The organism is Agathobaculum sp., from assembly GCF_022775115.1.
Lineage (GTDB): Bacteria > Bacillota > Clostridia > Oscillospirales > Butyricicoccaceae > Agathobaculum.
Genome location: NZ_JALFLA010000006.1, coordinates 1 through 14491, shown reverse-complemented (window position 1 = coordinate 14491; position 14491 = coordinate 1). Strand labels below are relative to the sequence as shown.

General features: G+C 59.0%; 11 protein-coding genes. 8 read left to right on the top strand and 3 right to left on the bottom strand.

Translation table 11 applies throughout. From position 1 onward, the window contains the following. Positions 1–152: 152 nt before the first annotated feature. The gene (locus tag MR935_RS00785; protein WP_290570191.1) at positions 153–854 is read left to right on the top strand and encodes an AIPR family protein; all 702 of its coding nucleotides are present in this window, start codon (positions 153–155) and stop codon (positions 852–854) included. 349 nt (positions 855–1203) lie between these two features. Here the strand turns inward: MR935_RS00785 and MR935_RS00780 are convergent, their stop codons facing one another. From MR935_RS00780 to MR935_RS00770, 3 genes are read right to left on the bottom strand one after another with little or no spacing between them, the layout of a single operon-like run. After that, positions 1204–1896, bottom strand: coding sequence for an LrgB family protein (locus MR935_RS00780; protein WP_290570189.1), 693 nt, complete (start codon positions 1894–1896; stop codon positions 1204–1206). Continuing rightward, the gene (locus tag MR935_RS00775) at positions 1893–2264 is read right to left on the bottom strand and encodes a CidA/LrgA family protein (protein ID WP_290570187.1); all 372 of its coding nucleotides are present in this window, start codon (positions 2262–2264) and stop codon (positions 1893–1895) included. Before MR935_RS00775 ends, MR935_RS00780 begins: the two co-directional genes overlap by 4 nt. Further along, a complete protein-coding gene (locus MR935_RS00770) occupies positions 2261–2815 on the bottom strand; it encodes a DUF4364 family protein (RefSeq protein ID WP_290570185.1) in 555 nt (184 codons plus the stop codon). Before MR935_RS00770 ends, MR935_RS00775 begins: the two co-directional genes overlap by 4 nt. 405 nt (positions 2816–3220) lie before the next feature. Here MR935_RS00770 and MR935_RS00765 point away from each other — a divergent pair, with 405 nt between their 5' ends. From MR935_RS00765 to dtd, 7 genes are all read left to right on the top strand, one after another. After that, the gene (locus tag MR935_RS00765; protein WP_290570183.1) at positions 3221–3826 is read left to right on the top strand and encodes a GNAT family N-acetyltransferase; all 606 of its coding nucleotides are present in this window, start codon (positions 3221–3223) and stop codon (positions 3824–3826) included. A gap of 20 nt (positions 3827–3846) precedes the next feature. Further along, positions 3847–4548 carry a JAB domain-containing protein gene (locus tag MR935_RS00760; RefSeq protein ID WP_290570181.1) on the top strand — a complete coding sequence of 234 codons (702 nt, stop codon included), beginning with the start codon at positions 3847–3849 and terminating at the stop codon, positions 4546–4548. A gap of 71 nt (positions 4549–4619) precedes the next feature. Continuing rightward, positions 4620–6575 (top strand): excinuclease ABC subunit UvrB, encoded by a 1956-nt coding sequence (gene uvrB / locus MR935_RS00755; protein WP_290570179.1) that lies wholly within the window; start codon positions 4620–4622, stop codon positions 6573–6575. A gap of 42 nt (positions 6576–6617) precedes the next feature. Further along, complete coding sequence (uvrA, locus tag MR935_RS00750) at positions 6618–9464, top strand: excinuclease ABC subunit UvrA (RefSeq protein WP_290570177.1); 2847 nt, start codon at positions 6618–6620, stop codon at positions 9462–9464. 133 nt (positions 9465–9597) lie between these two features. Then, positions 9598–11673: a single-stranded-DNA-specific exonuclease RecJ gene (gene recJ / locus MR935_RS00745; RefSeq protein ID WP_290570176.1), complete on the top strand. Its 2076-nt coding sequence runs from the start codon at positions 9598–9600 to the stop codon at positions 11671–11673. A gap of 13 nt (positions 11674–11686) precedes the next feature. Then, the gene (locus MR935_RS00740; protein WP_290570175.1) at positions 11687–13864 is read left to right on the top strand and encodes a RelA/SpoT family protein; all 2178 of its coding nucleotides are present in this window, start codon (positions 11687–11689) and stop codon (positions 13862–13864) included. Between the two features lie 25 nt (positions 13865–13889). Then, positions 13890–14369 carry a D-aminoacyl-tRNA deacylase gene (gene dtd, locus MR935_RS00735; RefSeq protein WP_290570174.1) on the top strand — a complete coding sequence of 160 codons (480 nt, stop codon included), beginning with the start codon at positions 13890–13892 and terminating at the stop codon, positions 14367–14369. The last annotated feature ends 122 nt before the right edge of the window (positions 14370–14491 follow it).

Here is a 14491-nt window from a genome sequence, read left to right as displayed (position 1 = left end):
CGGTACTACACGCACATCACAGAGAAGATGTCTGATGCCGCAGAAAACGCACTGACGGCGGCATTTCGATTTGACTGAATCGTAATAGTATATAACAACTTCATAGACAGCATCAGCGGAGTATTTCATTTGTTTGAAATGATGGGGCAGTAATGGAACAGATAATAAAAGCAAACAATAAGCAAAGTGTTGTCCCCGATGAAGCATTTATAGCGTTAGATCAGTTTCATAAACAATTACAACAATATTATCGTCAAGCATCTAAAAAAATTGCAAGCCCATTGTACTATGAGAGAAGGTCAAGAGAAATTTCTAATGACAGCGATATAAGTGTAACGAAACAACAAATAGTAACATTGCATTCACAAATTCGAGCTTATGTCTCAGTTTATCTTAAAGAGCCTCATCTTGTATATTCAAATAATCCAACTTATATCTTGAAAACAGTGAGAACAAATTTGTTTGCTAACACAGATTGTTGTGCTCCATATTTCACAAGTTCATATATTGTATTTAAAGTCAGAGAATTTATAAGGAGAAATTATATTCTTTCATATAATAAATATCATTACTTTGTTTATTACATAGCGTTTCTTTTTAGGGTATTCTCTGCAAACAGCATTAACCCCTATCCTGCCAGTAACACTAAAGATAATGAAAAAGAAAAACAGATGATTATAGATATTTTTAGTGATGAGGAACGGGTAAAAGACATCATTGGGCGTTGTAAACAAACAATTGATGCGGTTTTATCTAAATCAGAGTTTAAACACGAGAATTGGAAATATATTGCTCCAACGACCAGCTTTGAAAATGCAGTCATTGAAGAAGTCGTGAAGGAATTGAAGGAATGAAATAAATAATATTGAATTATTTGGAAAGTCTCAAGGGAAACAAAATCTCTAATAATATCACGTTTTTTCAAAATCTAATTTCTGAAGGGAAATTGGTGGGAAATGAGTATTTTTAGAAAGTAAAAGTGATATTCTATCTGTGTTTCTGTAGGTAGTATCAAGTTGAGGCTCGCCACGGCAAGGCTTTCGAGGGTCTGCTGAAGCGCTACTTCGGCTAATAAAGCACTTCGGAAATATCGTTTTCAAGAAGGAGCAGCTGCGGCTGCTCCTTCTTTGCCGTCAGGGAAAATGGCAGAAAAATGCGTCTGAACCGGCAAATAGCCGCATTCAGGCGCATTTTAGTTGGGGTTTATCCGAGAAAGGCCGAACCGGCCGAGACAAGCAATGCAGTGAACAGACCGGCCACGCCGATGGCAAGGCCGCTCATTGCGCCTTCAGTCTCGCCGAGCTGGATGGCGCGCGAGGTGCCGACCGAATGCGCCGCCGTGCCGATCGACAGACCGGTCTGCACCGGGTCGGTCACGCCAAGGCTGCGCAGGAAGGCGGGCAGTATGATCGCACCGAAAATACCGCTGAATACGATGGAGATGGCTGTGAGCGGCGCAAGGCCGCCCAGCATTTCGGACAGCGCCACACCGATGGCGGAGGTCACTGATTTGGGGATGAGCGAGCGGGTGGTCACCGGCGATAGGCCAAACAGGCGGCTAAAGCCGATCACACTCACGATTGAGGTCAGCGAGCCAACAAACGCGCCCGCAAGGATGGGCAGCAGATTGCGCCGCAGCACGTCCAGCTTGCGGTAGATCGGCAGCGCGAGCGACACAGTCGCCGGGGTGAGGAAAAATGCGATCAGCCGACCGGCCTGATTATACACAGTGTAGCTTGTGCCGGTGAGCACCAGCAGCGCGCCCACCAGCACCGCGGTGATGAGCAGCGGGTTGCAAAGCGGCGAGCCGGTTTTCTGCTGTAGCCGGCACCCGAGGGCGTAGCAGGTGATTGAAACACCCAGCCACAGCGTGGTGGAGGAAAGCAGCTCACTCATGCGCCGCCCTCCTTGCCTGCGCGCCGCTGCAAGCGGCATACAAGGTGAACGGTCAGCGCGGTCGCTGCGGCGGTACACAGCGTGGTCAGCGCGCAGACGGCGATAATGCCGAGAATCTCGGTCTTGATGTCGGCAAAGATATCTAGCACACCCAGACAGGCGGGCAGGAAGAGTATCGCCATGTTGCGCAGCAGGAAATCGGCCGTATCCGCCACATGGGCGGGCTTGACCATGCCGCAGATCAGCAGCACCAGCAGCAGCGTCAACCCAAGGATGTTACCCGGCAGGCGGCCGCGCAGCAGCAGCGACAGGGCATCGCCCGCCACGCAGCAGCCCAGCAGCACGCCCAGTTGTTCAAGATAGCTCAAAATGCTTCGCCTTCTTTCTCGGAACGGTGGTTTGCCGTCAGCGCGGAGAGCAGCGTCTGGTAGATCGTTTCCGCGTTGGCCTTGAACGCGCGCTCGAGCATCGAGGACTGCGCACGGCTGACGACGTTCATTTCAATGGCGAACACCTGATCCATTTCCATGCGGATGGTCAGGTCGTTTGCCGCGCGCTCGGTCACCGTGGTGTGGATGGCGGCGTCCCGTCGGATCTGGCGCACGACGCGCAGCGCTGAGCGCTGTGCGGCTTGGCGCACAGGGGCGGGGAGCTGCTTTTCGAAAATGCGGGTGGCCTCGCGTCCCTTTTCGGTGATGCTGTACAGCGCTTCGCCGCCGTCCCGGTGCTCCTCGATATGGCCGGTGGGCAGCATTTCATAGAATGCCTCGCTCAGCTCAAAATAACCAAAGCCCTCGTCGCACCATGTCGTCAGATCGACCACAGTGCTGAAGGTGACGGGAAAGGGCAGCAGATCCATTGCGAACAGAACAAGGAATTTGATATCCTCCTTGGAGTGGATAAAACCATAGCGTACCACGCAGCCAAAACTCCTTTGCCGAAAGTTGTTGTCTTAGTATAGCGCAAAAGACAGAAAAAAGCAACCAGTCGGAGGGGCGGTGCGGCGGCGTTGGTAAGGCACTCTTTGGAAAACACCTGATTTTGTCCAAAAACGCACAAATCATACGCGAACAGATGTGCGTTTTTGTATGCGAAGTGCGCAAAAAGCTGTTGAAGAAGGGCGGAATGCGCGGTATAATAGAAAAAGACCGTGTCATTCAGCAGAAATGATTTGTGAAAGGGATCACGCGCGGACAAGGCGCGGCTGGACGGCAATAGCGGATATCTTGCGGGAAACTACAGCGAGATTCGGGCACGAAGCCGCCGCAAAGCGCCGGCTGCCGCAGCCTATCACACAACAGAACGGAAGATGAGGGAAAGAGAAATGCCCGAAGTGCTTTTGCGCGCCGCGGACGAGGCGGACGCACCGGCGATGCTCGCGCTGTACGCGCCGTATGTGCTGCAAACCACCGTGTCAAGCGAATACGAACCGCCGCTGCTCGAGGTGTTTGTCGAGCGGATGCGGACCTATGGGGCGCGCCTGCCGTGGCTGGTCTGCACGGTGGACGGAGAAGTCGTCGGCTACGGTTATGCCTCGCCGCACCGCGCGCGCGCAGCCTACCAGTGGTCGTGTGAAACGTCGATCTACGTCGACGCGGCGTGGCACCGCTGCGGCATCGCGGGCGCGATCTATGCGGCGCTGTTTGAATTGCTGGCAATGCAGGGATACTATAATATCTTTGTCGGCATCACCTCGCCCAACGAGCGCTCAATGAAATTCCACAAAGCGATGGGCTTTATCATCTCGGGTGCGTATCAGGAGAGCATGTATAAATTTGGCCAGTGGCGCGATGTGCTCTGGATGGGCAAGAGCCTGCGCCCGCACGACGGCGAGCCCCAGCCGACTGTGCCCTTCCCGGCAATTAAGGACAGTCCGCTGGTCGCCCGCGCGCTTCGGCAGGCTGCGCAGCGCGTGCACGTGTCAAGGTAGGAAAGCGAGGTGTGTCCTGTATGGCGGAGCACGATCACGCTGATCATCGCAGCCGTATGCTCGGCAAATTCCGCCGGCACGGTCTGGAGGTGTTCGAGGAGCACGAGGTGCTTGAGATGCTGCTGTTTTTTGCCATCCCGCGCAAGGATACCAACGCGATCGCGCACCGGCTGATCGCGCGCTTCGGCTCGCTGCATGAGGTGTTCGAAGCGCCGTATGAGCAGCTGCTCGAGGTTGCGGGCATCGGCCCGCAGTCTGCCACCATGCTCAAGCTGGTGTTTTGCTCCTTCGGCCGTTATCAGCAGGGGCGTGTACGGGCTGACCGCGACAGCGAAAAGCTGACCACCCGCGAACGGGTCGGCGCATATTTTGTGCCGCAGTTTTTCGGCAAGACAGAGGAGATGCTGATGGCTGCCTACCTGGAAGGCTCGGGGCGGGTCATCAAGTGTGAGGTTATCAGCCACGGCTCGCACGATCGCGTGCTGGTCGATGGGTATAACGTCGCGCGGCGGGCGATGCTCTGCGGCGCGCATGGCGTCGCACTGGCGCACAACCACCCAAACGGCCGGTGCGAGCCGTCGCAGGAGGACATCGAGCTGACAAGAAACCTGATCCGGCAGCTGGCCGGTCTGGGCATCCAGCTGGTCGACCATTGCGTCGTCGTAAACGACCGCTACTGCTCGATCTGCCAGCGGCTGAACATCGGGTATTTGAGAAAATAGCATCCGCGCCGCACCCGCATATGGGGCGGCGTGACCGCCGGCAGGCCGGGCTAACAGGGAGGGAGAACGAGATGCCGCAATTTGAAATCGTTTCTGAATACCGGCCTTCGGGCGACCAGCCGGAGGCCATCGACGCGCTGGCGCGCGGCGTGGACAATGGGTTGGAGGAGCAGACGCTGATGGGTGTGACCGGATCGGGCAAGACGTTCACTATGGCCAACATCATTGCGCGCACCCAGCGGCCGACGCTTGTGCTCGCCCACAACAAAACGCTGGCCGCCCAGCTCTGCACCGAGCTGCGGGAGTTTTTCCCCAACAACGCGGTCGAGTATTTTGTATCCTATTATGATTATTACCAGCCGGAGGCGTATATCGCCTCAACTGATACCTATATTGAAAAGGATTCGGCCATCAACGACGAGATCGATCGCCTGCGCCACTCGGCCACATCGGCGCTCTCCGAGCGGCGGGACGTTGTCATCGTCTCGTCGGTTTCGTGCATTTATTCGCTGGGCGACCCGATTGATTATAAAAAGATGGTCATTTCGCTGCGCCCGGGCATGGAATTCGGGCGGGAGCAGCTGATCCACCGTCTGATTGATATCCAGTACGAGCGGAACGATATCGCCTTCGAGCGCAACCGTTTCCGCGTGCGCGGCGACACGGTCGAGGTTTGGCCGGTGTATTCGGATGAGGATGTTGTCCGCGTCGAGTTTTTCGGCGACGAGGTCGAGCGCATCACCCGTATCAATCCGCTGACCGGCGCGCCGCTGGCCGAGCTGGGGCACACGGCGATCTTCCCAGCCAGCCATTATGTTACGCCCAAGGACAAGCTGCAGGCCGCCATCAAGGATTTAGAGGCCGAGCTGGATGCCCGTATCGCGTATTTTACCGAAAACGGCAAGCTGGTAGAGGCGCAGCGCATCGGCCAGCGTACGCGGTATGATATTGAAATGCTGCAGGAGATCGGCTTTTGCAGCGGCATCGAAAACTACTCGCGGGTGCTCTCGCGCCGCGCGCCCGGCTCGTCGCCCTATACGCTGATCGATTATTTTCCCAAGGATTTTCTGCTCATCGTGGATGAGAGCCACGTCACGCTGCCGCAAGTGCGCGCGATGTACCACGGCGACCGCGCCCGCAAGGAAAGTTTGGTCGAAAACGGCTTCCGCCTGCCCTCGGCGTATGACAACCGTCCGCTCAACTTTGCAGAGTTTAACGAGCGGCTCAATCAGGTGATCTACGTCTCGGCCACGCCCGGCGAATACGAGCTGTCGCGCTCGGGGCAGGTGGTTGAGCAGGTCATCCGCCCGACCGGCCTGCTCGACCCCGAGGTGGTCGTGCGCCCGGTCGAGGGGCAGATCGACGATCTGATCGGCGAGATCAACGCGCGCACGGCCAAGGGTGAGCGCGTGCTGGTGACGACGCTGACCAAAAAGATGGCCGAGGATCTGACCGATTACCTGGAGACCGCCGGCATCAAGGTGCGCTATATGCACCATGATATCAAGACGATAGAGCGGCAGGAGCTGGTGCGCGACCTGCGCCTTGGCGTGTACGATGTTCTGATCGGCATCAACCTGCTGCGCGAGGGCTTGGATATCCCCGAGGTATCGCTCGTGGCCATACTGGACGCGGACAAGGAAGGCTTTCTGCGCTCGGAAACCTCACTCATCCAGACCATCGGCCGCGCAGCGCGCAATGAGCACGGCATGGTCATCCTGTATGCGGACAGCGTCACTCCGTCGATGCGCCGCGCAATGGACGAGACCGAGCGCCGCCGGGGGCTGCAGGACGCATTCAACAAGAAGCACGGCATCACGCCGCGCTCGGTGCGCAAAAAGGTGCAGGAGGTGATTGAAATCACCTCCAACGTGCCGACGAGCAGCAAGAAAAAGCTGCGCACCAAGGGCGAAAGGCAGCAGGAGATCGCCCGCCTGACGCGCCAGATGAAGGAGGCCGCCAAGATGCTCGAATTTGAGATCGCCGCGCAGCTGCGCGACCAGATCCGTGCGCTGGAGCAAGGCTGAGGGGCGGTATATGCCGCATAGAGGAGTGAGGAATCAGCAAGTATGCAGGAATTTATCCATGTAAAGGGTGCCCGTGAGCACAACCTGAAAAATATAGACATCAAGCTGCCGCGCGATAAGCTGGTCGTGCTGACCGGCTTGTCCGGCTCGGGCAAGTCGTCGCTGGCGTTCGATACCATCTATGCCGAGGGGCAGCGGCGGTATGTCGAGTCGCTGTCCTCCTACGCGCGGATGTTCTTGGGGCAGATGGACAAGCCCGATGTGGATTATATCGACGGACTTTCGCCCGCCATCTCGATCGACCAAAAAACGACCTCACAGAACCCGCGCTCGACGGTCGGCACGGTGACCGAGATCTATGACTATATGCGCCTGCTCTGGGCGCGCATCGGCACGCCGCATTGCCCCAAATGCGGCAAGGAGATACGGCGGCAGACGGTCGACCAGATCATCGACCGCCTGATGGCGCTGCCCGAAAAGACCCGCCTGCAAATCCTCGCGCCGGTCGTGCGCGGCAAAAAGGGCGAGCACGCAAAGGTGCTCGAGGACGCGCGCAAATCGGGCTATGTCCGCGTGCGGGTGGATGGCGAGACGCGCGATCTGTCCGAGGAGATCAAGCTGCAAAAAACGCGCAAGCACGATATCGAAATCGTGGTCGACCGCGTCGTTGTGCGGCCGGACGCGCGCAGCCGCATCACCGATTCGGTGGAGAGCGCGGCCGCGCTCTCCGGCGGGCTGGTCATTGCGGATGTGATCGGCGGCGAGCCGCTCCTATTTTCGCAGAACTATGCCTGTGAGGACTGCGGCATCTCGGTCGAGGAGCTGACGCCGCGCATGTTCTCCTTCAACAACCCCTACGGCGCGTGCCCGGTCTGCACCGGCTTGGGTGTGCAGATGCGCGTCGATCCCGACCGTGTCATCCCCAACCGCAAGCTGTCCATCAAGCAGGGTGCGATCCGTGCCTCGGGCTGGGGCAGCGCCGAGCCGGGTACGATCGCAGGCATGTATTTTACCGCTCTGGGCAAGCTGCACGGCTTTACGCTCGACACCCCGGTGGAGCAAATGAGTGAGCAGGCCGTGCAGGCGCTGCTGTACGGCACGGGCGATCAGGTGCTTGAGCTTTCGGTCAGCCGCGTGTCCGGCGGCGTGATGCGGCAGCCGTTCGAGGGCGTGGTGGGCAATTTGGAGCGCCGCTACCGCGAGACCACGAGCGACTATGCCCGCGCGGAGATCGAGGAGTGCATGAGCGAGATCCCGTGCCCGGCCTGCCATGGCCGCCGGCTGCGGCCGGAGGTGCTGGCCGTTACCATCGGCGGGCTGAACATCATGGAGTTTGCTGAAAAGTCGGTCGTCAAGGCGATGGAGTTTTTGCACACGCTGACGCTGACCGAGATGCAGCGCAAGATCGGCGACCGGGTCATCAAGGAGATCATGGATCGGCTGGGCTTTTTGCAGTCGGTCGGACTGGAATACCTCACGCTTTCGCGCGCGTCGGGCACGCTGTCGGGCGGCGAGAGCCAGCGTATCCGATTGGCGACCCAGATCGGCTCGTCGCTGATGGGCGTGCTGTATATCCTTGATGAGCCGTCCATCGGCCTGCACCAGCGCGACAATGACAAGCTGCTCGCCACGCTGAAGCGGCTGCGCGATCTGGGCAATACGCTGATCGTGGTCGAGCACGACGAGGACACCATGTTCGCCGCCGACCATATCGTGGATATCGGCCCGGGCGCGGGGCGAAACGGCGGCACGGTCGTGTTCGAGGGCGGGGTGGAGGCGCTGCTCAAAAGCGAGACCTCGGTTACGGGGCAGTACCTGTCCGGCCGCAAGCGCATCCCCGTGCCCGCGGTGCGCCGCAAGGGCAGCGGCAAGTGCCTGACCGTGCGCGGCTGCGCGGTCAACAACCTCAAGCACACCGATTTTACCATTCCGCTCGGCACGCTCACCTGTGTCACCGGAGTGTCCGGTTCGGGCAAATCGTCGTTTGTCAATGAGATATTGTATAAAAAGCTCGCCGCTGAGCTGAACCGCGCCAAGACCCGTCCGGGGGCGTTTGACAGCATCGAGGGCATCGAGCATCTGGACAAGGTGATTGATATCGACCAGTCGCCCATCGGGCGCACGCCGCGCTCCAACCCGGCAACCTATACCGGCGTGTTCAACGATATCCGTGAGTTGTTCGCCAAAACGGCGGACGCCAAGGCGCGCGGCTATGGAGCGGGGCGGTTTTCGTTCAATGTCAAGGGCGGCCGGTGCGAGGCCTGCGCGGGCGACGGCCTTTTGAAGATTGAGATGCATTTTCTGCCCGATGTGTATGTACCCTGTGACGTATGCAAGGGGCGCCGCTACAACAAAGAGACGCTTGAAGTGCGCTACAAGGGAAAAAACATCTATGAGGTGCTCGACCTGACCGTGGACGAGGCCTGTGAGTTCTTCGCCAACGTGCCCAAGATCGCGCGGCGGCTGGAGACTATGCGTGAGGTCGGGCTGGGATATGTCAAGCTCGGACAGTCGTCCACCACGCTGTCCGGCGGTGAGGCGCAGCGCGCCAAGCTGGCCACCGAGCTGTCTAAGCGCTCGACCGGCAAGACCATCTATATTCTCGACGAGCCGACCACCGGCCTGCACATCGCTGATGTACACAAGCTGGTCGATGTGCTGCAGCAGCTGGTCGATGCGGGCAATACGGTCGTCGTCATCGAGCATAACCTTGACGTTATCAAAACCGCCGACCATGTGCTCGACCTCGGACCCGAGGGCGGCGACGGCGGTGGCCGGCTGGTTGTCTGCGGCACGCCGGAGGAGGTCGCGGCCTGCCCGGACTCGTACACCGGACGGTATCTAAAGCCGGTGCTCGAACGGTTTGCGCATACAAAAACGGAAGAATGAGTCATTTTTGGACTGCATAAGCGGGTGTTCCGGGGTGGAACGCCTGCTTTTTGCAATTTGCATAAAAGTTATTGAGATTGCGCGCGCGTTTTGGTATAATCATAGTAATTAAAAATAAAATGAGGGAGCTTTTATGAAAACGAAACGATGGGTGGTGGCCGAGCCGGACGAGGCGCGCGTACACGCGCTCGCCCGCGCGGGGGGATATGCCCCGCTGACCGCGGCCGTGCTTGTCGCGCGCGGACTGGATACGGCGCAGGAGGCGGCGCGCTGCCTCAGCTGCGGGCAAGACAGGCTGCACGATCCCTATCTGCTGCGGGATATGGACAAGGCCGTTGCGGCGATCCGCGGCGCGATCGAGCGCGATGAGCCAATCGTCGTTTACGGCGATTACGATGTGGACGGCACGACTGCGGCCTGCATTCTGGTCGATTACCTGCGTGGCAAGGGCGCGCGGTGCACCTACTATATCCCAAACCGGCTGCGCGAGGGCTACGGCCTGTCGCGCGCAGCCTTGGAGCAGCTGTACCAGCAGGGCGCGCGGCTGCTCATCACGGTCGATTCGGGCATCACAGCGGCGGAGGAGATCGCGGCCGCGCGGGCGCTCGGTATGCGGGTGGTCATCACCGATCACCATGAATGCCACCAAACGCTGCCGGTGGCGGACGCGGTCGTCGACTGCAAGCGCGCCGACTGCACCTATCCGTTCAGCAGTCTGGCCGGAGTAGGCGTGGCGTTCAAGCTGATCTGCGCGCTCGAGGGCGACAGCACGGCCATGCTGGCGCGCTATGCCGAGCTGGTCGCGCTCGGCACGGTGGCCGATGTGATGCCCATTGTCGATGAGAACCGCGTGATCGTGTCCGCCGGGCTGGAAAAGATGAAGCACACCTCCAATGTCGGTTTGGAGATGCTGCTGCGTGAGGCGGGCATGAAGGGCAAACGCCTTGGCTCGTCGGCCATTAGCTTTGTGCTCGCACCGCGCATCAACGCCGCCGGGCGCATGGGACGGGCCGAGCTGGCTGCCGAGCTGTTTCTGACGCATGACCCTGTGCGCGCGCAGGCGCTCGCGGCCGCGTTATGTGAGCAGAACAAGCGGCGGCAGAACGAGGAAAACCAAATATTGACGCAGGCGCTTGCCCGCCTGCGCACCGAATACAACCCGGTCGAGGATAAGCTGATCGTGCTGGCGGGCGAGGGCTGGCATCATGGCGTGCTTGGTATCGTCTGCTCGCGCCTGTGCGACCGGTACGGCTGTCCGGTCGTGCTCATCGCGCTGGACAAGGACGGCACGGGCAAGGGCTCGGGGCGCTCGGTAAGCGGCTTTAACCTGTTTGAAGCGCTCACCGCCTGCGGCGATCTGCTCGAGCGCTACGGCGGGCATGAGCTGGCCGCCGGGCTGACCGTCTCGGCGGACAAGGTCGAGGCGCTGCGCGCGCGGCTACGCGCCTACGCGGAAAGCCATGTGACTATGGCCGATCTTATCCCGCAGCTGGCGGTCGACAGCGCGATCGAGCCGTCAGCCATTACGCTGGAAAACATCGAGGCGCTGTCCGTGCTCGAGCCATACGGGATGCAAAACCCCGAGCCGGTGTTTTGCATCCGGGATATGACGGTTGAGGACATCACGCCCATTTCGAGCGACCGCCATGTGCGGTTGACGCTCGTCAAGGACGGTGCGCGTTTTTCCGCCATGCTGTTTGGCACGGGCGTGGGCGGGCTGGGGTTTGCGCAGGGCAACATCGTGGATGCGGCCTTCCATCTGGAGGTCAACGAATTCCGCGGCCGCCGTACACCGCAGCTGACGCTGTGCGATGTGCGGCTGAGCCAGTGTGAGCATCTGGCCGACCAGAAGCTGCTCAACCTGTACCATACTTACATCGGAGACGGCCCGCTGACCGCGCGCGAGGCGCGCATCCTGCTGCCCGACCGCGATGATCTGGTGGCTGTGTGGCGGCATATCACCTGCCGGGCGGAGGACGGCCGTCTGTCCGTGCCGGACGGCGCGCTGTCGCGCCGTGTGTCATGGGAAAGCCGGCGGGAGGTCAACATCGGCAAGCTGTTCGTTTGCTTGGATGTATTCTCCGAGTCGGGACTGATCAGCTATCATTTCAAGGAAGGGATGCTCAACGTCCTGCTCAAGCCCTATCAGGGCAAGGCGGACATATCCGGTTCGGTTGTGCTGGCAACACTGCAAAGCATGGCCGGATAAGGGGGAGATCATTATGCAAGATAAACTCGATTTTTTGATTGAGCGTGTCCAAAAACAAAACCCGCAGGCCAATATCAAAAAAATACGCGCGGCCTATGCGTGCGCGGCCGCCGCGCATGAGGGGCAGAAGCGCCGCAACGGCGAGCCGTATATCATCCATCCCGTCTCGGTGGCGGAGATCATCGTCGAGATGGGGCTGGATACCGATTCGATCTGCGCCGGCCTGCTGCATGACTGCATCGAGGACACGCCGTTTGGCTATAAGGAGATCGAAAACAAGTTCGGCACGCCGGTGGCCGAGCTGGTAGACGGCGTGACCCGGCTGGGTATGCTGCGTTATTCCAAGGAGCAGGAGCAATTTGAGGATCTGCGCAAGATGTTCATGGCCATGGCTAAGGATATCCGCGTCATCCTCATCAAGCTGGCCGACCGGCTGCACAACGCACGCACCTTCCAATTCCTGCCCGAGCGCAAGCAGCGCGACAAGGCGCTTGAGACCATGGAGATCTACGCGCCCATCGCACACCGCTTGGGCATGAGCCGCATCAAGTGGGAGCTGGAGGATCTGTCGCTCAAGGTGCTCGACCCAATCGGCTACAACGAGATTGTCGAGGGCTTGAAGGCGCAGAGCGAGCAGCATGAGGAGTTTTTGGGGCGTATCCGCGCGCGCATCAGCCAAAAGCTGTCCGAGGCGCATATCGAAAACACGATCTCGACGCGCGTCAAGCACGTTTATTCGATCTACCGCAAGATGTACGCGCAGCACAAGACCATTGACGAGATATACGACATCTGCGCGGTGCGCGTGATCGTCTCCAGCGTGTCGGACTGCTATCATGTGCTCGGCTATGTGCACGACCTGTATAAGCCCATCCCGGGGCGGTTCAAGGACTATATCTCGACCCCCAAGCCCAACGGCTACCAGTCGCTGCACACGACGGTCATCGGGCGCGAGGGCATACCGTTTGAGATACAGATCCGTACCGAGGAAATGCACAAAATGGCCGAATACGGCGTTGCCGCGCACTGGAAATATAAGCAGGGGCTGGACCGCAAAGGCAACGAGGAGGCTTTCGCGTGGATACGCCAGATGCTGGAAGCGCAGCAGGATACCGAGGCCGAGGACTTTATCAAGAATATCAAGGTCGACCTGTTTGCCGATGAGGTGTTTGTTTTCACGCCCAAAGGCGATGTGGTCAACATGCCCGCAGGCGCAACGCCGATCGACTTTGCCTATGCCATCCACTCGGCGGTCGGCAACCGTATGACCGGCTGCAAGCTCAACGGCCGCATCGCGCCGATCGACAGCCAACTGAAAAACGGCGATATCGTCGAGATACTGACCTCTAAGGAGGCGCATGGCCCGGGCAGGGACTGGGTCAAAATCGTTAAGACCACCGAGGCGCGCAATAAGATCAAGCAGTGGTTCAAAAAAGAATGCCGGGAGGAAAATATCGCCAACGGCCGCGAGGAGCTTGACCGCGAGCTGCGCGCCAACCTGCTCTACAACGGCTTTTATGAGAACGAGGAGATACAGAAGAACACGCTCAACAAGTTCTCTTTTTCCACGCTGGACGAGCTGTACGCCTCAATTGGCTACGGCGGCATCACGCTGACCAAGGTCATCAACAAGGTCAAGGACGACGTCGGCCGCCTGCGCCGCGCGCATGAACTGGCTGAGCGTCAGAATCAAAGCCAGCCGGAGCAGCGCCGCACTGCCAAGAGCACGACCGGCGTGGTGGTCGAGGGAATCGACAACTGTCTGGTCAAGTTTGCCCGGTGCTGTACGCCCATCCCGGGGGATGAGATCATCGGCTTTGTCACGCGCGGCTACGGCGTGTCCATTCACCGACGGGACTGCGTCAATGTCCATGTCGAGGAGGACCCCGACCGCTGGGTCAAGGCGTGGTGGGATGAGGAGGTCGACCACAGCGACCGTACCAGCCGGTTTTCGACCGGCCTGCAAATTTCAACGCGCAGCCGCATCGGCGTGCTGAGCGATGTGACCGCCGTGCTGGCGACCTGCAAGATCAATGTGCATGACCTGTCCGCACGCGACCTGAACGACGGCTTTGGCGTCATCAACGCGATGGTCGATGTGGCCGGCGTGCGACAGCTGGAAAATCTCATCAGCCGTCTGCGCGGCATCAAGGGCGTGCTGGATGTGACCAGAACGGTCGATACAAACTAAAGCTGAAAGGACAGGGGGAAGTCTATTGAGGGCGCTTATCCAGCGGGTGACGCAGGCGTCGGTGCGCATCGGCGGCGCGGTGCACGGCGAAATCGGGCGTGGCTTTCTCGTGCTGCTCGGCATCACGGAGGGGGACACGACGGACGAGGCGCGGTATTTGGCCGATAAGATTGTCAAATGCCGTGTGTTTGCCGACGCGAACGACAAAATGAATCTGGCGCTGGCCGATGTGAGCGGCGGTATACTGATCGTTTCGCAGTTTACCCTGTATGGAGACTGCAAAAAGGGCAACCGGCCGAGCTTTACCGGTGCGGCGGGGCCGGAAACCGCCATCCCGCTTTACGAAGCATTTATCGCGCGCTGCCGCGAAAGCGGCCTACCGGTCGAAACCGGCGTGTTCGGCGCGGATATGCAGGTCGAACTGATAAATGACGGGCCGGTGACGCTGTGGATGGACACGGCGGAAATGCGGCCGGGCGCGTCAAAGAGAAAGACTAACTATTAAAAGTCAAGTCTAAAAAGTGTGGTGAGGCAAAAACCGTAGACAGTTCAAAAAGGGTATAGCAAAGCTGACGTCCGTTTGGACATCTGGCTGAGCTTATGAGAGCGAGAAGATTATGCGGCGCT